The 20289-nt window shown below is 61.6% G+C and carries 13 protein-coding genes; 8 read left to right on the top strand and 5 right to left on the bottom strand.

The annotated features are described in order from the left end of the window. Positions 1-20 precede the first annotated feature (20 nt). Positions 21-1598 (top strand): glutamine-hydrolyzing GMP synthase, encoded by a 1578-nt coding sequence (gene guaA, locus NPS47_RS07935; RefSeq protein ID WP_274294430.1) that lies wholly within the window; start codon positions 21-23, stop codon positions 1596-1598. Between the two features lie 192 nt (positions 1599-1790). Beyond that, on the top strand, positions 1791-2153 hold the full coding sequence (locus NPS47_RS07930; protein ID WP_274294429.1) for a YcgJ family protein: 363 nt from the start codon (positions 1791-1793) through the stop codon (positions 2151-2153). 57 nt (positions 2154-2210) lie between these two features. On the opposite strand, the gene NPS47_RS07925 is transcribed toward NPS47_RS07930, so the two are convergent. The 3 genes from NPS47_RS07925 to NPS47_RS07915 all read right to left on the bottom strand — a co-directional run bounded on the left by NPS47_RS07925 (position 2211) and on the right by NPS47_RS07915 (position 4243). Beyond that, a complete protein-coding gene (locus tag NPS47_RS07925; protein ID WP_274294428.1) occupies positions 2211-2696 on the bottom strand; it encodes an ester cyclase in 486 nt (161 codons plus the stop codon). A 69-nt stretch (positions 2697-2765) separates the two neighbouring features. Next, positions 2766-3491: a cache domain-containing protein gene (locus tag NPS47_RS07920; protein ID WP_274294427.1), complete on the bottom strand. Its 726-nt coding sequence runs from the start codon at positions 3489-3491 to the stop codon at positions 2766-2768. Then, positions 3488-4243: a FadR/GntR family transcriptional regulator gene (locus NPS47_RS07915; protein ID WP_274294426.1), complete on the bottom strand. Its 756-nt coding sequence runs from the start codon at positions 4241-4243 to the stop codon at positions 3488-3490. The genes NPS47_RS07920 and NPS47_RS07915 overlap by 4 nt, the downstream gene beginning before the upstream one ends. 243 nt (positions 4244-4486) lie before the next feature. Here NPS47_RS07915 and NPS47_RS07910 point away from each other — a divergent pair, with 243 nt between their 5' ends. From NPS47_RS07910 to tadA, 4 genes are all read left to right on the top strand, one after another. Then, positions 4487-5980, top strand: coding sequence for an aldehyde dehydrogenase (locus NPS47_RS07910; protein ID WP_274294425.1), 1494 nt, complete (start codon positions 4487-4489; stop codon positions 5978-5980). A 55-nt stretch (positions 5981-6035) separates the two neighbouring features. Next, on the top strand, positions 6036-7541 hold the full coding sequence (locus NPS47_RS07905) for an APC family permease (protein WP_274294424.1): 1506 nt from the start codon (positions 6036-6038) through the stop codon (positions 7539-7541). Positions 7542-7700: 159 nt separating this feature from the next. Continuing rightward, entirely contained in the window at positions 7701-9080 is a 1380-nt protein-coding gene (locus NPS47_RS07900) for a multicopper oxidase family protein (protein WP_274294423.1), read from the top strand. Further along, complete coding sequence (tadA, locus tag NPS47_RS07895; RefSeq protein WP_274294422.1) at positions 9080-9562, top strand: tRNA adenosine(34) deaminase TadA; 483 nt, start codon at positions 9080-9082, stop codon at positions 9560-9562. The genes NPS47_RS07900 and tadA overlap by 1 nt, the downstream gene beginning before the upstream one ends. Before the next feature lie 124 nt (positions 9563-9686). Here the strand turns inward: tadA and mltF are convergent, their stop codons facing one another. Continuing rightward, complete coding sequence (gene mltF / locus NPS47_RS07890; protein ID WP_274294421.1) at positions 9687-11147, bottom strand: membrane-bound lytic murein transglycosylase MltF; 1461 nt, start codon at positions 11145-11147, stop codon at positions 9687-9689. A 246-nt stretch (positions 11148-11393) separates the two neighbouring features. On the opposite strand from mltF, the gene purL reads away from it, so the two are divergent. Beyond that, the gene (gene purL, locus NPS47_RS07885; protein ID WP_274294420.1) at positions 11394-15293 is read left to right on the top strand and encodes a phosphoribosylformylglycinamidine synthase; all 3900 of its coding nucleotides are present in this window, start codon (positions 11394-11396) and stop codon (positions 15291-15293) included. A gap of 2 nt (positions 15294-15295) precedes the next feature. Beyond that, on the top strand, positions 15296-15607 hold the full coding sequence (locus NPS47_RS07880; protein WP_274294419.1) for a YqfO family protein: 312 nt from the start codon (positions 15296-15298) through the stop codon (positions 15605-15607). Between the two features lie 99 nt (positions 15608-15706). Here the strand turns inward: NPS47_RS07880 and NPS47_RS07875 are convergent, their stop codons facing one another. Further along, positions 15707-20266, bottom strand: coding sequence for a hemagglutinin repeat-containing protein (locus NPS47_RS07875; RefSeq protein ID WP_337993416.1), 4560 nt, complete (start codon positions 20264-20266; stop codon positions 15707-15709). Between the last annotated feature and the right edge of the window lie 23 nt (positions 20267-20289).

Genomic DNA, 20289 nt, shown 5'->3' with positions numbered 1-20289 from the left:
ACCACTGACGAGATTGAGTCATGGCCCTCGACATTCACGCTCACCGCATCCTGATCCTCGACTTCGGTTCCCAGTACACCCAGCTGATCGCCCGCCGCGTCCGCGAAATCGGCGTGTACTGCGAACTGCACCCGTTCGACATGGACGATGAAGCGATTCGCGAATTCGCGCCACGCGGCATCATCCTGGCCGGCGGCCCCGAGTCCGTGCATGAAGCCAACAGCCCGCGCGCACCACAGGCCGTCTGGGACCTGGGCGTGCCGGTATTCGGCATCTGCTACGGCATGCAGACCATGGCCGAACAATTGGGCGGCAAGGTTGAAGGTTCCGAGCTGCGCGAGTTCGGCTACGCCCGTGTCGATGTAGTCGGCAAGAGCCGCCTGCTCGACGGCATCGAAGATCACGTCGATGCTGACGGCGTACTCGGCCTGGACGTGTGGATGAGCCACGGTGACAAGGTCACCCGCATCCCGGAAGAATTCCACATCCTGGCCAGCACCCCGAGCTGCCCGATCGCCGGCATGGCCGACGACACCCGTGGCTACTACGGCGTGCAGTTCCACCCGGAAGTGACCCACACCAAGCAGGGCGGTCGCATCCTCTCGCGCTTCATCCTCGACATCTGCGGCTGCGAAGCCCTGTGGACGCCGTCGCACATCGCTGAAGACGCCATCGCCCAGATCCGCGCCCAGGTTGGCAGCGACAACGTCCTGCTCGGCCTGTCAGGCGGCGTTGACTCCTCGGTTGTAGCCGCGCTGCTGCACAAAGCCATCGGCGACCAGCTGACCTGCGTGTTCGTCGACAACGGCCTGCTGCGCCTGCACGAAGGTGAGCAAGTGATGGCCATGTTCGCCGAGAATATGGGCGTCAAGGTGATCCGCGCCAACGCCGAAGAGCAGTTCCTCGGCAACCTGGCCGGTGAGTCGGACCCTGAGAAAAAGCGCAAGATCATCGGCCGCACCTTCATCGACGTGTTCGATGCCGAGTCGAGCAAGCTGCACAACATCAAGTACCTGGCCCAGGGCACCATCTACCCTGACGTGATCGAGTCGGCTGGCGCCAAGAGCGGCAAGGCCCACGTGATCAAGTCGCACCACAACGTTGGTGGCCTGCCGGAAGAGATGAACCTCAAGCTGGTCGAGCCGCTGCGCGAGCTGTTCAAGGACGAGGTTCGTCGCCTCGGTCTGGAGCTGGGCCTGCCGTACGACATGGTCTACCGTCACCCGTTCCCGGGCCCGGGCCTGGGTGTGCGCATCCTCGGTGAAGTGAAGAAGGAATACGCCGACCTGCTGCGTCGCGCCGACCATATCTTCATCGAAGAACTGCGCAAGGCCGACTGGTACCACAAGGTCAGCCAGGCGTTCGTGGTGTTCCAGCCGGTGAAATCGGTGGGTGTGGTCGGTGACGGCCGTCGTTACGCCTGGGTCGTGGCCCTGCGTGCGGTAGAAACCATCGACTTCATGACTGCACGTTGGGCGCACCTGCCTTACGAGCTGCTGGAGACTGTCAGCGGCCGGATCATCAACGAGATCGAAGGCATTTCCCGCGTGACTTACGACGTGTCGAGCAAGCCGCCGGCAACCATCGAGTGGGAATGATTGGCGTCCGGTACTGACCGGCACCGATTAGCAAGAAACACCCTGAAGCCCGCGTAATCGCGGGCTTTTTTTCATCTCCAGTCTGGCGCGACCCCGTGCGTGGGGAACATGCGTCGCAATCGAGGGTCATTGACAGGGTCTTGACGCGCTCGATAAACCTGACAGCCCACTCATTTAAACGGGGTTATCCGATTGAACTCGAAATTTGTTCCGTTCGCTCTGGCCATGCTGCTGGCCGCGTCCGTATTGCCTGCACAGGCGCAGCAAAAGCCTGCCCTCAAATCGCCTGAGCCGGGCGTGCTGTGCGACCGTTACCTGTGTGTCGACGGCAGCAATGGCGTATCCCGCGAACTGACCGAGAAGTACCTTGGCAAGAAAGCGGCGACCAGGCTGTTTTCACAGGGCGACTTCGACGCGACCCAGTTCACCTTTGCCAACGGCATTTTCTGCGACGTCAAAGAGCGCTTGTGCCGCGAGGATCGTTATTACGGTGTGGACGGCAAGCGCAGCGGCAAAGTGTCTGAGAAATACACCAAGCTGCTTTTTGCTCACTAGGCCGCAAGCAACACCTTAAAGCCCACGTAAGGGTGGGCTTCAAGGTTCAGACGGGAACTACCAACCCAGCTGCTTGTTGAACGACAGCGCATCGTAGTAATCGTGCTGCGACGCGATCTTGCCGTCCTTCAATTTGATGAAACTCACACCCTTGAACGACAACGGCTTGTTGGTCGCTGGCGTCTCGGGCGCCCAGGCACCGGTGTTGTGCCCGTCGAACTGCCACTCGAAGGCGATGTTGTCGCCTTCGACGATCGGTTGGCCAACCATCTGCCATTTCAGGTCAGGCACGGCATCGATAAACAGTTTGATGACCTCGACCCGGGCGGCTTCCCGACCGACTTTGGGCACGCCTACGGATGCATCGAGAAACTCTCCGTTCTCGGCAAAATACTGTGCCGCGGCATCGGGGTCGTGTTTGTTCCAGGCACTCATGTAGGCATTGATGACTTCCACGGTCTTGTCTTTGTCCGCCGCCACCGAGAACTGGGCAAACAACAGAACGACCAGGATGCTGACAAGGCGAAGCGAGATCCGCTGCATGGTATTTCCTCTTCGATTATTGCTGTTGTTGGAAAGACGGAAATCAGTTTTGCCCTGGCACGCAACGGCCTAGCGCGGCGTCGGCAGTTCCACCAGCGACCAGTCGATCGATAGCGGTTTGAGCGGGTGCACGCTGGCAGTGGCCGGGCGGCTGGCCATGTTGCCGACAAACCAGTTGGTGGAATTGGCCGCGACGATGCGGCCTTCGCCGTTGATGATGAACGCTTCGTTTTGCATGCGCAGCAGGCAGCGCGTGAGCAATTGATCGAATTCATGCATGGCTATGTCCGCCGCAGCTACGCCGACAAATCGCCCGCCGGCGAGAATCGGCAAAGAGAACGCCAGTATGTAGAGCTCGGTACCGTAGAGGTCCACAAAGGGCCCTTCAACCGATGCCTGCAGCGTAAGCTTGGGACGGGTGAACCAGGGCATGCCCTGATAGTTGTAGAAGCTTTCGCTTTGGCGATTGAAGTTAAGCATCATCGGCGCGATTTTGCCGCTGGCGGGGCGGTAGAACCACTCGAGGAAAAACTCTTGATCGGCAAGTTCGCCCGGCTCCAGCACCACACCGGTGCCATGAATGTAGGTGTCGTTGCTTGAAAGCCGCTCTTCGAGGGTCGTCTGCAGGAATGCCAGGTCTTTGGACGTGGGTTTTCTGCCTTCGGCTGCCAGCGCGTCCCATACCGTCACCACCTGTTCGGCCAGGCTGTCGAGTTGTTCGAAGACCTTGCTGAACGCCTGTTCCAGGCGCTCGGTGCACTGGCGCAGTTGCTCGTGCTGTTCTGTCGTGATCATGACAACCTGCTCTCTTGCTGCCCAAGCAACCGGAAACGCAAATCCATCAGGCGCTTGATGCCTTCTTTGACATGGGCTTCGGTCAACGCGCTGGCCAGGTTGGATTCGCCGGCAATCACTGCCTGGAGTATGGCCCGGTGCTCGGCGATGGCGGTGTTTTTCTGGGCGTCGTCGGTGCAGATCCAGTGCAGCTCGCCAATTTCCGCTTGCAGGCGCATTTCTGCGTGGGTCAGGCGCACCGATTGGGCAGCGACGGCCACCTCGATGTGAAAGCGCGCATCGGCCCGGCGCAGTTCGCTGCGCGCCGTGGCGTCCTGCAGTGCGCTGACGAAATGCTCCAGTCGCTGGTGCTGGACGCTGGAGGCGCGGCTGGCCGCCAGGCCCGCGGCGGTGGCTGAGATCGCGATCTGTTCGTCGCACAGGTCGCGAAGTGCCAGCGAGCTCATGGCGCTCAACCTGGCCTTGAGAAAATCGTCGGAAACCTCCACCGGGGCGCAGACGAAGCTGCCGCCATTTCGACCGCGGCGGGTGGCGACAACGCCGCGCTGACGCAGGATCGCCAGGGCATCGCGCAAGGTCACGGTGGCCACGCCGAAACGGCTCGCCAGCTCGCTTTCGCTGGGCAATTGTTCGCCTTCGCCAATCAGGCCCAGGTCAATGACCTCGATCAGCCGGCGAGCCACTTCCTCGGGTTTGCCTTCCTGGCTCACCTGTAGCAAGGACAGGCGGTTCACTTTATTCGGTTCAGTCATCCGGGTCGCCACAAAAAATATGGAACTAGATTTCTTTTAGCCATCTGCCGCTTGGTGTGCAACAGAAAAGCCAAATTCAACTGTGGAAAAGCCGAAACAGGTCGTTTCTAGATAAAAACGACAGGCAATTTGGCAGTTCTCCGAACATAAGATACGGTTTCATATGTTTAATAAAAAGCCTGGTTCCCACCGCCACGGGAACGCTGACAGGCACTGGCATCGGCACAGAGGAATGGCACCGTCATGACGAATCCAACGCTTGGCACCTGGGAAGCTCGCGCACAGGCCCTGAAAATCGAAGGGCGCGCGTTTATCGGTGGGGACTATACCCACGCCATTGACAGGGAAACCTTCGATTGTCTGAGTCCGGTCGATGGCCACCTGCTGGCCAAGGTTGCCAGCTGCTCGGCCGCAGACGCCGACCACGCTGTTGAAGTGGCCCGCGCCACCTTCGATTCCGGCGTCTGGTCGCGCATGGCGCCGGCGGACAGAAAGCAGGTGATGATTCGTTTCGGCGCCTTGCTCGAAGCCCATGCCGACGAACTGGCACTGCTGGAAACCCTGGACATGGGCAAGCCGATCAGCGATTCGCTGGCCGTCGACGTGCCGGGTGCGGCACAAGCGCTGAGCTGGAGCGGCGAGGCCATCGACAAGATCTACGACGAAGTCGCGGCTACCGCGCATGACCAGCTCGGCCTGGTGACCCGCGAGCCGGTCGGCGTTGTCGCCGCTATCGTGCCGTGGAACTTCCCGCTGATGATGGCCTGCTGGAAACTCGGCCCGGCGCTGTCGACCGGTAACTCGGTGATCCTCAAACCCTCGGAAAAATCACCACTGACCGCCATCCGCATCGCCCAACTGGCGATCGACGCCGGTATCCCGGCCGGCGTGCTCAACGTGCTGCCAGGCTATGGCCATACCGTCGGCAAGGCCCTGGCCCTGCACATGGACGTTGATACCCTGGTGTTCACCGGTTCGAGCAAAATCGCCAAACAGCTGCTGATCTACGCCGGTGAGTCGAACATGAAGCGCGTCTGGCTGGAAGCCGGCGGCAAGAGCCCGAACATTGTCTTCGCCGACGCCCCGGACCTGAACGCCGCTGCCGAAGCAGCCGCTGGTGCCATTGCCTTCAACCAGGGTGAGGTCTGCACCGCAGGCTCGCGTCTGCTGGTGGAACGTTCGATCAAGGATAAATTCCTGCCGTTGGTGGTCGAGGCCCTCAAGGCCTGGAAGCCGGGCAACCCGCTGGATCCGGACACCAACGTCGGAGCCCTGGTCGATAGCCAGCAGATGAACACCGTGCTGTCCTACATCGAGTCCGGCCGCAACGACGGCGCCACCCTGCTGGTGGGCGGCAAGCGTACCCTGGAGGAAACCGGTGGCACCTATGTCGAGCCGACGATTTTCGACGGCGTCAGCAATGCCATGAAGATCGCCCAGGAAGAGATTTTCGGCCCGGTGCTGTCGGTGATCAGCTTCGACAGCGTCGAAGAAGCCATCAACATCGCCAACGACACCCCGTACGGCCTGGCTGCAGCCGTATGGACCACCGACATCTCCAAGGCGCACCTGACCGCCAAGGCATTGCGCGCCGGTAGCGTGTGGATCAACCAGTACGACGGCGGCGACATGACTGCGCCGTTCGGTGGCTTCAAGCAATCGGGCAACGGCCGCGACAAGTCGCTGCATGCGTTCGACAAGTACACCGAACTGAAAGCGACCTGGATCAAGTTGTAAGTCTGCAAAGCAAAAACAATAACTGCCGACAGGACAATGTCCTCAGGATCACAACATGAACAGTTCCGAATTCACTGCGGTGGACCGCGATGCCGCCCAGCTCAAGGCGCTTGGCTATACGTCGAACTTCGAAAGAAGCATGAGCCTGTGGGAAAACTTTGCGCTGGGCTTCACCTACCTTTCACCCGTCGTCGGCGTGTATACGCTGTTCGGCCTGTGCCTGGCGGCAGGCGGGCCGCCGATGATCTGGTCGTACTTGCTGGTCGGTTTCGGGCAGATGCTGGTGTGCCTGATCTTCTGTGAAGTGGTTTCGCAGTTTCCGATTTCCGGTGGCGTCTATCCGTGGGCGCGCCGTCTGGTGGGCAAGCGCTGGGCGTGGATGGTCGGCTGGATCTACTCGGTGTCGCTGTGCGTAACCATTGCCGCGGTTGCGCTGGGTGCCGGTCCTTATATCGCGGCCATGCTCGGCTTCGAACCGAGCCCGGTGACCAACACCTTCGTTGCGCTGGCCCTGACGGTGCTGGCAACCCTGTTGAACCTGAGCGGGACCAAGCTGCTGGCCAAGGTCGCGATGTTCGGTTTCATCTGCGAGTTGCTGGGGGCGATCGTGATCGGTGGCTATCTGCTGATCTTCGAGCGTCACCAGCCGTTTTCGGTGCTGTTCAACACCTTTGACATCAGCATCGACGGCAGTTACTGGCCGGCGTTCCTGACCGCCTCGCTGGCGGGCATGTTCCTCTACTATGGCTTTGAAGCGTGCGGTGATGTGGCGGAAGAGACGCCAAACCCGAGCAGGCGCATTCCCAAAGCCATGCGCATGACCATTTACATCGGTGGTGGCGCTGCAATATTCGCCGCATTGGCATTGATCCTGGCGGTTCCGGACATTGCCAAGGTGCTGTCCGGCGAAGACAAGGATCCGATGTCGACGATCATGGCCAATGCGTTCGGGCCGACCGGATGGAAGATCGTCACCGCGGTCATCACGGTTTCCTTCGTCTCCTGTGTGCTGAGCCTGCAGGCGGCGGCCAGCCGTTTGCTGTACTCCTTTGCCCGCGATGAAATGGTCATGGGCAGCGGTGTACTCAAACGTCTTTCGCCCAATACCCGGGTGCCCACGGCAGCCTTGATCACCTGCGGGGTAATCCCGGCGGCTATCGTCTGTGCCGGGTTCTACCTGGAAAACGCCATTGCGATCATCGTCAGCTTCGCCGCCATCGGCATTTATCTGGCGTTCCAGATGATCGTCGGCGGGGCGCTGTTCGCCCGGCTTCGCGGCTGGAAACCGGCCGGTCAGTTCACCCTGGGCGGCTGGGGCTGGATCGTGAACATCCTGGCGCTGGTCTACGGTGTGCTGGCGATCATCAACATGTCCTGGCCGCGTACCCCGGATGCGCCCTGGTACAGCAACTACGGCATCCTGCTGACGTCGGCAGTGGTGATCGGCATCGGCCTGGTCTACATGGTCCTGTTCAAGCCCTATGACAAAGGCACGGCGCCGTTTGCCGATGCCTGGAAGCTGCACAACGAGCAGAACGTGAACGCGCCCAGCCAGGCGTGATGGAAGAAGGGCGCTCAGGCGCCCTTTTTTGTCGGCGTTTGCCTGCGGCAACACTTCACTTAATCTTTCGCAATTGCAGGTGTATCGTATTCGCCCTTCATCGTTGGCGACCGGCAAGGTGCCAGCATGTTGTTCCTGGCATTACGAGGTACCTGCTGCATGTCCTTTACCCGGCGACAAATACTCGGTGGCCTGACCGGCCTGGTGGCAATCGGCCTGGGCGCCGGCGGTGCATCCCGCTATTGGCTGGGGCGCAGCGATCCGAACGCCGGGCATGACTACGAGCTGATTGCCGCGCCGCTGGATGTCGAGCTGGTCTCGGGCCACAAGACCGAGGCCTGGGCCTTCGGCCCTTCGGCGCCGGGCACCGAACTACGGGTACGCCAGGGTGAGTGGCTGCGCGTGCGCTTCATCAATCACCTGCCGGTACCTACCACGATTCACTGGCATGGCATCCGCCTGCCGCTGGAGATGGACGGGGTGCCTTACGTCTCGCAGTTGCCGGTATTGCCGGGCGAGTATTTCGATTACAAGTTCCGCGTGCCTGATGCGGGCAGTTTCTGGTATCACCCGCATGTGAACAGTTCCGAAGAGCTCGGCAAAGGCCTGGTCGGGCCGCTGATCGTCGAGGAGCGCGAGCCTACCGGCTTCAAGCATGAACGCACCCTGAGCCTGAAAAACTGGCATGTGGACGAGCAGGGCGCCTACCTGCCGTTCAGCATCCCGCGTGAGGCTGCCCGTGGCGGTACTGCCGGGCGTTTGATCACCATCAATGGACAGGCCAATGCGGTCATCGACATGCCCGAAGGGCAGGTCGTGCGGGTGCGCCTGCTCAATCTGGACAACACCCTGACCTACCGGATCAACCTCAAGGGCAACTTTGAGGCCAAGGTCTACGCCCTCGACGGCAACCCGATCACCCCGCGGCCGCTGGGCAAGGATTACTGGCTTGGCCCGGGCATGCGTATCTGCCTGGCGATCAAGATGCCGCCGGCCGGTGAAGAGCTGTCGTTGCGCGATGGCTCGGTGCGTCTGGGCACCTTGCGTTCGGTGGCCAGCAGTGAAGCGCCCGGCGACTGGCCGCCCGCGTTGCCGGCCAACCCGATTGCCGAGCCGGACCTGGCCAATGCCGAGAAGCTCAACTTCAATTTCGAATGGGTGGGGTCGGTCTCGATCAACACCGAGAACGGCAAGCCGCCGAGCCTGTGGCAGATCAACGGCAAGGCCTGGGACATCACCGACAAGACCTGTGCCGACCGGCCGATTGCCACGTTAAAGAAGGGCAAGAGCTATATTTTCGAGCTCAAGAACATGACCCAGTACCAGCACCCGATTCATCTGCATGGCATGAGTTTCAAGGTGCTCAGCTCGAACCGCCACAAGTTCCCGGAGCAGTACTTCACCGATACCTACCTGCTGGGCAGGAACGAAAGCGCCCAGGTGGCGTTGGTGGCTGATAACCCGGGAACCTGGATGTTCCATTGCCATGTGGTCGATCACATGGAAACCGGTCTGATGGCCGCGATCGAGGTTGCCTGATGCGTCAGCCGCAAATCATTGATCGCAGCCGTGATCAGGAATTCATGCGTCAGGCCCTGGCGCTGGCAGCTCAGGGTGCGGCCATGGGTGAGGTGCCGGTGGGTGCAGTGTTGGTACAGCATGGTCAGGTCATCGGCCGCGGCTTCAACTGCCCGATCAGCGGCAGCGATCCCAGTGCCCATGCCGAAATGGTTGCCATCCGCGCCGCCGCCCAGGCCGCGAGCAACTACCGGCTGCCGGGCAGCACCCTGTATGTGACCCTGGAGCCGTGCAGCATGTGCGCCGGGCTGATCGTCCACTCGCGCATTGCCCGGGTGGTGTACGGCGCGCTGGAGCCCAAGGCGGGCGTCGTGCAGAGTCAGGGGCAGTTTTTCACCCAGGGCTTTCTCAACCATCGGGTGTTGTTTGAGGGCGGGGTGCTGGCAGAGGAGTGCGGGACGATTTTGTCCGAGTTCTTCAAGGCGCGTCGGGCCAAGGCCTGATGTAAGGGCAACTGCCTGTCATCTGATTAATTGTGGGAGCCGGCCTTGCCGGCGATAGGATCGTTGCGGTGTCAGGTGATGCGCGGCGCCTGCATCGCTGGCAAGGCCAGCTCCCACAGTGGCGTCACAGCGGCGGCGAGGGCTCCGGCGGTTTGGTTTTGTCGACACCCGGCACATGCAAGCTGCCTTCGGCGACCTGGCTGCCCTCAAGCTGCGGCTGGGTCACCCAGGTGAGGATGTCGTAGTAACGGCGGATGTTGGCGACAAAGTGCACCGGCTCGCCGCCGCGGGCATAGCCGTAACGGGTTTTGCTGTACCACTGTTTCTGCGACAGGCGTGGCAGCATTTTCTTCACGTCCAGCCATTTGTTCGGGTTCAGACCCTCACGCTTGGCCAGTTTGCGCGCATCGTCCAGGTGACCGCCGCCGACGTTATAGGCCGCCAGGGCGAACCAGGTGCGGTCCGGCTCCTTGATCGAATCGTCCAGTTGTTCCTTCACGTGCATGAAGTATTTGGCCCCGCCACGAATGCTCTGTACCGGGTCCAGACGGTTGGACACACCCATGGCCTGGGCGGTGCGCTGGGTCAGCATCATCAGGCCACGCACGCCGGTCTTGGAGGTGACCTCCGCCTGCCACATGGACTCCTGGTAGCCGATCGCGGCCAGCAGGCGCCAGTCGACCTGTTCTTTCTTGGCCGACGCCTTGAAGTGTTTCTCATAGCGCGGCAGGCGTTGCTGCAGGTGTTGGGCGAAGGTGTAGGCACCGACGTAGCCAAGCACATCGACATGCCCGTAATAACGGTCTTTCAGGCGTTGCAAGGTGCCGTTCTTCTGCACCTTGTCGAGAAATTCGTTGATCTCGTTGAGCAGGCTGTTGTCATCCCCGGCCGCCACCGCCCAGCGCTGGTCACGCGAATCGCCGAGGTCGAAAGCGACCCGCACGTTGGGAAAATAAACCTGGTTCATCGCCAGCTCGTTGGAATCGACCAGGGTCAGATCGATCTGACCTTCATCGACCATACGCAGCAGGTCAACCACCTCGACGGCGTCAGATTCTTCGTATTCGAGCGCCGGATACTGCTTTTTCAGCTCCGCCAGCTGCTCGGCATGGCTGCTGCCCTTGAGCACGATGATTTTCTTGCCGACCAGGTCTTTGGCATCGGTCGGCCGCGAGCGACCGTTGCGGTAGATGATCTGTGGGGTGACTTCCAGGTACGGATGAGAGAAACGTACCTGTGCCTTGCGCCGCTCGCTGCTGACCAGACCGGCCGCTGCCACTACCGGCCCCGATGGCTTGCCGAGCTGGTCGTACAGCTCGTCGAGGTTGTCGGCGGTTTCGATTTTCAGCTCGACCCCGAGGTCGTCGGCAAAACGCTTGACCAGCTCGTATTCGAAGCCGGTTTCACCGTTGCGGTCCTCGAAGTAGGTGGCAGGGCTGTTGCGGGTGATCACGCGCAGCACACCATCCTCCTTGACGCGCTCCAGGGTGCTGGGTTTTTCAACACAGGCACCGAGCATCAGGAAGAGTCCGGTTGCGATGAGCCATCTGGCGCAGCGCTGGCGCAAAGCAGTTTGGGCGAGCATAGGTTGCAGTATACGCAAAGGACTGGTCCCGCCATATCTCGACAACGGTTTGCTTGTCTGCTAGCGCGCTTTGCGCTAGGCCATGAAGGACTGGCGCCGACCGGTGATTTTTTTGACCCCCGAGTCCGGTTTGTTTCGCCGACACGCGGCCGCGTCAGAATGCTGTGTTGCGGGTGCCGGAAGCGACGGATTTAGGCTAGAATGCACGGCCTCTAAGCACACCCCCTTCCTGAGGCTGTCCCGACGATGTTGATCCTGCGCGGCGCTCCTGCCCTTTCTGCCTTTCGCCACGGTAAATTACTCGAGCAATTGAGCCAGAAAGTCCCCGCTGTTAGTGGTTTGTACGCTGAATTCGCTCATTTCGCCGAGGTTGACGGCGAGCTGACTGCCGACCAACAGCAAGTGCTCGCGCGCTTGCTCAAGTACGGCCCGAGCGTACCGGTACAGGAGCCAACTGGTCGCCTGTTCCTGGTGCTGCCGCGTTTCGGCACCATCTCGCCCTGGTCGAGCAAGGCCAGCGACATCGCCCACAACTGCGGCCTGGAGAACGTCCAGCGCCTGGAACGCGGTATCGCCTACTACGTCGCCGGTGAGCTGAGCGAGGCCGACGCGGCGCTGGTCGCCCAGGTCCTGCACGACCGCATGACCCAGATCGTGCTGAGCAAGCTGATCGATGCTGCCGGCCTGTTCAGTCACGCCCAGCCCAAGCCGATGACCTCCGTGGACATCCTCGGCGGCGGTCGCACGGCGCTGGAGCAGGCCAACATCGACCTGGGTCTGGCTCTGGCCGAAGACGAGATCGATTACCTGGTCACCAGCTTCCAGGGCCTGAAACGCAACCCGAACGACATCGAGCTGATGATGTTCGCCCAGGCCAACTCCGAGCACTGCCGTCACAAGATCTTCAACGCCAGTTGGGATATCGACGGCGAAAGCCAGGAAAAAAGCCTGTTCGGCATGATCAAGAACACCTACCAGATGCACAGCGAAGGCGTGCTGTCCGCTTACAAGGACAACGCTTCGGTGATCGTCGGTAACGTCGCCGGGCGCTTTTTCCCGAATCCTGAGACCCGCCAGTACGGCGCGGTGCAGGAGCCGGTGCACATCCTGATGAAGGTCGAGACCCACAACCACCCGACCGCCATCTCGCCGTTCTCCGGCGCCTCCACCGGCTCCGGTGGTGAAATCCGTGACGAAGGCGCCACCGGTCGCGGTGCCAAGCCAAAAGCCGGCCTGACCGGTTTCACCGTTTCCAACCTGCAGATCCCGGGCTTTGAACAGCCATGGGAGAAGGCCTACGGCAAGCCTGAGCGCATTGTCACCGCGCTGGACATCATGATTGAAGGCCCGCTGGGTGGCGCGGCGTTCAACAACGAATTCGGCCGTCCGGCGCTGACCGGCTACTTCCGTACCTTCGAGCAGTCGATCAGCACCCCGCACGGCAATGAAGTGCGCGGTTACCACAAGCCGATCATGCTTGCCGGCGGTATGGGCAACATTCGCGAAGATCACGTCCAGAAAGGCGAGATCACCGTCGGCGCCAAGCTGATCGTCCTCGGTGGCCCGGCCATGCTGATCGGCCTGGGCGGTGGTGCGGCTTCCTCGGTTGCCACCGGTGCCAGCTCCGCCGACCTGGACTTTGCTTCGGTGCAGCGCGAAAACCCGGAAATGGAGCGCCGCTGCCAGGAGGTCATCGACCGCTGCTGGCAGCTGGGCGACAACAACCCGATCGCCTTCATCCACGACGTCGGCGCCGGCGGCATTTCCAACGCCTTCCCGGAACTGGTCAACGATGGTGGTCGCGGTGGCCGTTTCGAGCTGCGTAACGTGCCTAACGACGAGCCGGGCATGGCCCCGCACGAAATCTGGAGCAACGAATCCCAGGAACGTTACGTGCTGGCGGTCGATGCTGCCGACTTCGAACGCTTCCAGGCCATCTGCGAGCGCGAGCGTTGCCCGTTCGCGGTGGTCGGTGAGGCCACTGCAGAGCCGCACCTGACCGTCACCGACAGCCACTTCGGCAACAGCCCGGTGGACATGCCGCTGGAAGTGCTGCTGGGCAAACCGCCGCGCATGCACCGTTCGGTTACCCGTGAAGCCGAGCAGGGCGATGATTTCGACCCGTCCGGCCTTGACCTGAACGATTCGGTCGAGCGCGTGCTGCGTCACCCGGCCGTGGCCAGCAAGAGCTTCCTGATCACCATTGGCGACCGCACCATCACCGGCCTGGTTGCCCGCGACCAGATGGTTGGCCCGTGGCAGGTTCCGGTGGCCGACGTTGCCGTTACCGCCACCAGCTTCGACGTCTACACCGGTGAAGCGATGGCCATGGGTGAGCGCACGCCGCTGGCCCTGCTCGACGCTCCGGCCTCGGGCCGCATGGCGATCGGCGAAACGCTGACCAACATGGCTGCTTCGCGCATTGAAAAACTGTCCGACATCAAACTGTCGGCCAACTGGATGTCCGCCGCCGGTCACCCGGGCGAAGACGCCCGCCTGTACGACACCGTCAAGGCAGTCGGCATGGTGCTGTGCCCTGAGCTGGGCCTGACCATTCCGGTAGGCAAGGACTCGATGTCGATGAAGACCAAGTGGAGCGAAGAGGGCGCGGAGAAGTCCGTCACCTCGCCGCTGTCGCTGATTGTCACCGGTTTTGCGCCGGTCACCGACATCCGCAAGACCCTGACCCCTGAACTGCGCATGGACAAGGGCGAAACCGACCTGATCCTGATCGACCTCGGTCGCGGTCAGAACCGCATGGGCGCCTCGATCCTCGCCCAGACCCACGGCAAGCTCGGCAGCCAGGCCCCGGACGTCGACGACGCCGAAGACCTCAAAGCCTTCTTCGCGGTGATCCAGGGCCTGAACAAAGACGGCCATCTGCTGGCTTACCACGACCGCTCCGACGGCGGCCTGATGACCACCGTGCTGGAAATGGCCTTCGCCGGTCATTGCGGTCTGAGTCTGGAGCTGGACACCCTGACCAGCAAACGTGAAAAAATTGCCGCCATCCTCTTCAACGAAGAGCTGGGTGCGGTGATTCAGGTGCATCAGGACGCTACTCCGGACGTGCTGGCCCAGTTCAGCGCTGCCGGCCTCGGTGAAGACTGCGTTGCCGTGATCGGCCAACCGGTCAACAACAGCGAAGTGCTGATCCACCACATGGGCGAAGCGCTGTTCAAGGGCGAACGTGGTCAGCTGCAGCGCCAGTGGGCGGAAACCAGCTACCAGATCCAGCGACTGCGCGACAACGCCGACTGCGCCGATCAGGAGTTCAACAGCCTGCTCGAAGAAGACAACCCGGGCCTGAGCGTCAAGCTCAGCTTCGACGTCAACCAGGACATCGCCGCGCCGTACATCAAGAAGGGCATCCGTCCTCAGGTGGCGGTACTGCGTGAGCAGGGCGTCAACGGCCAGGTCGAGATGGCGGCTGCCTTCGACCGCGCCGGTTTCAACGCCATCGACGTGCACATGAGCGATATCCTCGCCGGACGCATCGACCTGAACGAGTTCAAAGGTCTGGTCGCCTGCGGCGGCTTCTCCTACGGCGACGTGCTCGGTGCCGGTGAAGGCTGGGCCAAGTCGGCGCTGTTCAATAACCGTGCACGCGAAGCGTTCCAGCAGTACTTCGAGCGCAGCGACAGCTTTACCCTGGGTGTGTGCAACGGTTGCCAGATGATGTCCAACCTGCACGAGCTGATTCCGGGTACCGAGTTCTGGCCGCACTTCGTGCGTAACCGTTCCGAGCAGTTCGAAGCCCGTGTGGCCATGGTCCAGGTCCAGGAGTCGAATTCGATCTTCCTGCAGGGCATGGCCGGTTCGCGCATGCCGATCGCCATCGCTCACGGTGAAGGTCATGCTGAGTTCGAAAGCGAAGAAGCCTTGCTCCAAGCCGATCTGTCCGGTTGCGTGGCCCTGCGTTTTGTCGACAATCACGGCAAGGTCACCGAAGCCTACCCGGCCAACCCGAACGGTTCGCCGCGCGGAATCACCGGCCTGACCAGTCGCGACGGTCGCGTCACCATCATGATGCCGCACCCTGAGCGGGTCTTCCGTGCCGTGCAGAACTCCTGGCGTCCGGACGACTGGAACGAAGACGCGGCGTGGATGCGCATGTTCCGCAATGCGCGGGCCTGGGTGAACTAAGGGTGTACAAACTCGCCTTCTTCGTTCCGCCCAGCCATGTGGAAGTGGTTAAGGCCGCTGTGTTCGCCGCTGGCGGCGGGCGCATCGGCGACTATGACTGCTGCGCCTGGCAGGTGTTGGGCCGGGGCCAGTTCCGCCCTCTGGACGGCAGCCAGCCGTTCATCGGGCAGAGCGGGGTGGTCGAACAGGTCGAAGAGTGGCGGGTAGAGCTGGTGGTGGCCGACGCGCTGATCCAGGCGGTGGTCGCTGCGCTCAAGCACAGCCATCCTTACGAAACACCGGCTTATGAGGTCTGGCAACTCGCCGACTTCTGAGGCCTTTGCGGCTTTAATCGCGGGGCAAGTCGAATCGTCGCACCGCCGCTCCCACAGGTTGATCCAGCCGGTGGGAGCAGGCTGATGCGTTTGGGCGACTTAACTGCCAGGCTTGGCGGATATGCTCGATGCCAAGGTGCTGCTGTGATTATGCCCACTGGTACGAATCAGGCCGAGATCGACCGAATTCTCGCCATTGCCGGTGCCTGCCGTCCGGTAAGCATCGATTAGCCCCGTGGCCAGATCCACCGGCGCATTCGAAGCATTGACACTCACCTCTCGGCGATAGTCGCGACCGTTCAAGGTTTCCTGGGTGACTGCACCGTTACCCAGTTCGACCTTGCCGTTGACGGCTTGCAGACGTGCACCGGAGAGTGCTGTCGTACCCCCGACCGCCAGGGCAATACCATCACGACCATTGAGCAGGCTTTGGCTGGCGACGCTCTTGCGTTGGCTGTGCTCGATGTTGAGTTTGAGCGCCGGTGACAGTTTCGGGTCGGCGCTCTGTACGACTGGCCCGACGTGTTTCTCAACCTTGTTGGCGAATGGCCCTGACAGCGCACGGGCGGCGTTGAGCAAACCCTGAGGGTTCTTTTCCTGGCTCAGAGCCGCGTCGATGTCCACCTTCAGGGCATTCTCGCGGTCCTGGCGACTGGTAACCCTCAGATCGCCGCCAATCTGGCCGTCAATACGTTCGGCGTCCATGCGTACCCCTTCCAGACGGGTGTCTGTCAGGCTGGCGAGGGTGATCTGGCCGGCACGCCACTGACTGTTTGCATGGGTGAGGTTGTCGCGTTTATCGAGGTTCAGCTGTGCCCGGGCATAGAGTCCGCGCTGGTTTTGCTCGGCGCTCGCGCCGGGGGCTGCACTGATGCCTGCGCCGGCGGTAACGGCCAAGTTGTTACGTTTATCGGTGCTACGCGCCGCTTCGATCAGTAGGCCGCCGTTGGTGGCGCTGATACCGACCTGCGCTGCCGAGGCGTTGACCCCTTGCAGCTGCACGGCATTGGCTTGGCTATCGGCACTGCCAATGGTCAGCTTATCGCTGGCAAACCACTCGCTTGTGCTGGCGGTGCTGCTATTCTCGTCGATGCGCCCGCTGCCAAAGTGGCCGCCTGCGCCGCCGCCTTTGCCATCGGCGCTGCCTTTGGCCTGTAACTCCAGGCCGCCCTCGAGTTTGCTGCCTTGCGCCTGATGGGTGTCAGTGGCTGCTGTGACCTCAAGCTTGGCGCCACTTTGCAAACTGATATTGCCAACCTTGGCGGCGCTGCTGCCTATCCGGTTACCGACCAGCTCGAGGGCACCGCCAGCTTGCAGTTGCACATCGCCCTTGGCGTCGAGCGTGGCGACTCGGGCCTGGGTGTCGACGTTCTGCTGTGCATTGTGGTCCAGGTAACCGCGCAGCTCCAGGGCATTGCCAAGCGGTGTGTTGCCGCCTTTTGCCCAGGCGTTGCCGTCCAGTTGTTTCAGGCTGCTCTGCTGTCTGTCGTTGGCCTGGGTCAGGCTCAGGTTGCCGTCGGCCAGCAGTTTCAACGAACCGTCGCCAGCATCGAAGCGGGTGCCTTCGTAGGCGCCGTCGCTGCCCAGCTGGATCTGGATACCCGATTGCCCATAGAGGCTACCGGGACGGGCCGTCTGCTTGAGTTCGTCCTGTTGCAACGAGCCACCTTTGCCCGAGAGGCGCAGGTTGATGTCGCTGCCAGTGCTGGTATCGGCACGGACGCCAACCTCGACATCCAGGCGCCGGACACTGTTGCTGCTGCTGTCCTGTGCGGCAGTGAATCGATGGGACTGGGCCTGGATCGACAAGGGGCCCTGTTCGGCCTGATAGTGAGTGCCGGCGTCGTCAATCGTCTTGGCTTTGATGTCGATACTGGCCGCTTTCAGCTCGGCGACCTGTGCAGTGCTGGACTGTTGGCTGGACTCGCGGTTCATGTGCGTGACATTGAGCTCGGCGCCCAGGCTGGGCGGCGCCAGTGCATCTTCAGTGGCGGCCTGCTGGAAGCGACTGGCCTCTTTGCCAATGATCAGGTTCTCGATCGGGCGGGTGAGGTCTTGGTAGGCGAGGCTGGCTCCGAGGCTGGCCTGCCAGTTTTTTTCTTTCACCCTGGACGACTGGGTATAGTCTACCGAGCGGTTTTCCAGCGTGTCGGCATTGAGTGTCAAGGTCTGGCCGGCTGTCAGCTTGGCGGCTTCGTTGATTAAGGCGTCGGTGTTGATCTGCACGTTGCCACTGGCCGCAAGGTTGCTTCGTTGCGCCTGGCTTGAAAGCTCCTCGAGGACCTTTTCCTGGTGATGACCTTCGAACGCGCTGCCCAGGTTGTCGATACCACCACTGAGCGTGAGGCCTCCACCATCGTGCGTGGTGCTGGTTTGTTTCGACTGCTGGTTATGCTGGGCGATCAGGTTGACGTTGCGGGCGTTGATCTGCAGATCGCCAGCCGTCGCATTGACACTTGAACCGTTGATGTTGAGGTCCTTGTGGCTCTTGATCTGCACCTGCCCGGCGCTGAGGGTGCTGGCTATCTGGCTTTTATCGGTATGGTTGGTATCAACCTGCTTGACCTCATAGCCCACCGAGGCATTGTACTGATGTGAGTCGGGTTTGCCGTCGCCGGCCTTCTGGGTCTGGCTTGCGTTGGCGCTGAAACCCCGGTTTTGCGTTTGGGTGGTGGTGCTCTGTGACTGTTCCGCGTTGCTGACGGTTATGTCGTTGTTGGCCTGCAGTTGCAGGTTTTGCCCGGCGCTGAGGTTGGCGCCAAGCACTTGCAGTTCATCGGCACTGGCCAGGCGCAGGTTGCTTTGCGATGCCAGGTCGCTGACCAGCACATCCTTGTGTTGCTCCTGGCGGTCGGTTTTTTTCGCGATCAGACCGAACAGCTTGCTGTCGTTCTCGTGCTGATTGAGGGAGGACTGGCTCTGCGCCGCTTCGACCGTCAGTAGAGCTTTCTTGCTGAGCAACAGCGCGTCGCCCTGGCTGTTGACCCTGGAACCTTTGATTTTTACCTGGTCAGCCACCACGGTCAGTGCGCCCTCGGCCTGGATCGAACTGCCGCTGGCGGTTTGCCCGTCAGCATCGGCTTTTTCGTTCTGGCCAAAGAAGGTGCCGGATACCAGGTCGCCTCGATAGTCCTTGGTCTGTCGGGTGTTGTTCAGGGACACCTCGGCGACCTCCACGGCACCGGCTTTGAGGGTGATATCGCCAGAGCTGTTGAGGGTGCTGCCCAGCATTTGCGTGCGTCCGGTCGATGTCAGGGAAATCTGTTTGCCGCTCAGTGCGCTGGGCTTGGCACGCTCCTGGTATCGACTGCTGTCCTGGTCACCGCGCCAAAGGTGCTTGCGATGACGGATCTGTTCGTCGACCTGGTGACTGTCGATCCCGGCATGGATGTTCAGCGCATCGCCTGCTTTCAGGTTGAGATCACCCTCGGCCGTGAGCGTGGCGGCAGCCAGATTGATATCCTTGCCGGCTTCCAGGCTGATGTCCTGGCTGGCCTGCAACTGACTGCCGAGTTGCTCGCGGTCGGTGCGGGTCGTCTGGCGGTCGTAGGTTTCGGTGGTGACGAACCACCATTGTTCTTCGCGGTGTTCATGCTCGCGGTTCAGCGCTTCGCGCATCTGGCTATCGAGGGTCAGGTTTTTCCCGGCCCTGGCCTGAATCTGCGGGGCGTTGATCTCGACGGCCGTCAGCCTGAGGTCGTGCGCGGCATTCAAGTGCACCGTACCTTGTCCGCTGGTCAACTGGCTGCGCTGTTGCGTCGTGCCAGCGATTTCAAGCGCGCCCTGCGAGTCGATGGCAATCCCTTCGCGGGCCTGCAGCTGGCTTGCACCCATACGTACCCCGGCACCTTCGTTGGTGCTGAGAATCCTGATGCGTCCGGCCTGCATCGCGCCGAACAGGTTGGCGTCGACACTGGCGGTGGGCGCTGCAAGGTGGTCGATCACGTGTCGGTCGGCGTTATCGAGAAGATTGCGTCCAACCGTCAGGCTCAGGTCGTCACGGGCAGTGAGCGGGCCCTGGCTGTCGATTCGCGGGGCAATTAGCTCGAGGGCGCCGTCGAGGTTGCTCAGGCCGTTCTGCAGAACCTGCAAGGTGCCGTTGGCATTGCGGGTGTCGAGGTGGTCGAGGCGCTGGCCATCCAGCTCGGGGGTACCCACCAGAAAGCCGGCACGGGTGGTGTTGATGAAGCTGCCGCCGTTGAGGGTGATGCCGTTCGGGTTGGCCAGTATGTAGTCGGCAGGGCGGCCAAAAATCTCCTGGGCGCCCTCGATGCGTGAGGCATTGCGGCTGACGACTTCATTGAGGATGGTCGAGGCGGCCTGGCCCTGAAACTGTGGATTGGCTGCCAGGGCCCCGGCCAGTTGAGATTGTCCGGCTTGCAGCGCGTTATTGAGGACAACCCCGGGCGTGTTGACGTTGTAGTCGAGGAATTGGTTGTGCGACAGACCGCCGGCGTTGGGGGCGACGATATCGATGACCGGCACGCCGTGCTGCTCGCTGATCAACGGTGTGCCGCCAACGCCGGCAATGGGCTGCAGGCCATTTTCAGCGGCACTGATGTAGGGCGTAAGCAAGCACAGGGCAATCATCCAGCGCAGATGATTGGGGCCGAGCCGGGCAAAGGCGGGAGAGGGGGATCGGGTTTTAGTGGACATCATGATTTTCTCTCTTTTTTGTTGGG

Source organism: Pseudomonas putida (assembly GCF_028682475.1).
GTDB classification, from domain to species: Bacteria; Pseudomonadota; Gammaproteobacteria; order Pseudomonadales; family Pseudomonadaceae; genus Aquipseudomonas; species Aquipseudomonas putida_AG.
This window is presented reverse-complemented; position numbering and strand designations above follow the sequence as displayed.

Excerpts from the sequence above, each read along its gene's own strand:
- mltF (WP_274294421.1), bottom strand. The coding sequence starts at position 11,147 with ATGCTCGCCCAAACTGCTTTGCGCCAGCGCTGCGCCAGATGGCTCATC.
- NPS47_RS07910 (WP_274294425.1), top strand. The coding sequence starts at position 4,487 with ATGACGAATCCAACGCTTGGCACCTGGGAAGCTCGCGCACAGGCCCTG.
- NPS47_RS07915 (WP_274294426.1), bottom strand. The coding sequence starts at position 4,243 with ATGACTGAACCGAATAAAGTGAACCGCCTGTCCTTGCTACAGGTGAGC.
- guaA (WP_274294430.1), top strand. The coding sequence starts at position 21 with ATGGCCCTCGACATTCACGCTCACCGCATCCTGATCCTCGACTTCGGT.
- NPS47_RS07875 (WP_337993416.1), bottom strand. The coding sequence starts at position 20,266 with ATGATGTCCACTAAAACCCGATCCCCCTCTCCCGCCTTTGCCCGGCTC.
- NPS47_RS07905 (WP_274294424.1), top strand. The coding sequence starts at position 6,036 with ATGAACAGTTCCGAATTCACTGCGGTGGACCGCGATGCCGCCCAGCTC.
- NPS47_RS07900 (WP_274294423.1), top strand. The coding sequence starts at position 7,701 with ATGTCCTTTACCCGGCGACAAATACTCGGTGGCCTGACCGGCCTGGTG.
- NPS47_RS07925 (WP_274294428.1), bottom strand. The coding sequence starts at position 2,696 with ATGCAGCGGATCTCGCTTCGCCTTGTCAGCATCCTGGTCGTTCTGTTG.
- purL (WP_274294420.1), top strand. The coding sequence starts at position 11,394 with ATGTTGATCCTGCGCGGCGCTCCTGCCCTTTCTGCCTTTCGCCACGGT.
- tadA (WP_274294422.1), top strand. The coding sequence starts at position 9,080 with ATGCGTCAGCCGCAAATCATTGATCGCAGCCGTGATCAGGAATTCATG.
- NPS47_RS07920 (WP_274294427.1), bottom strand. The coding sequence starts at position 3,491 with ATGATCACGACAGAACAGCACGAGCAACTGCGCCAGTGCACCGAGCGC.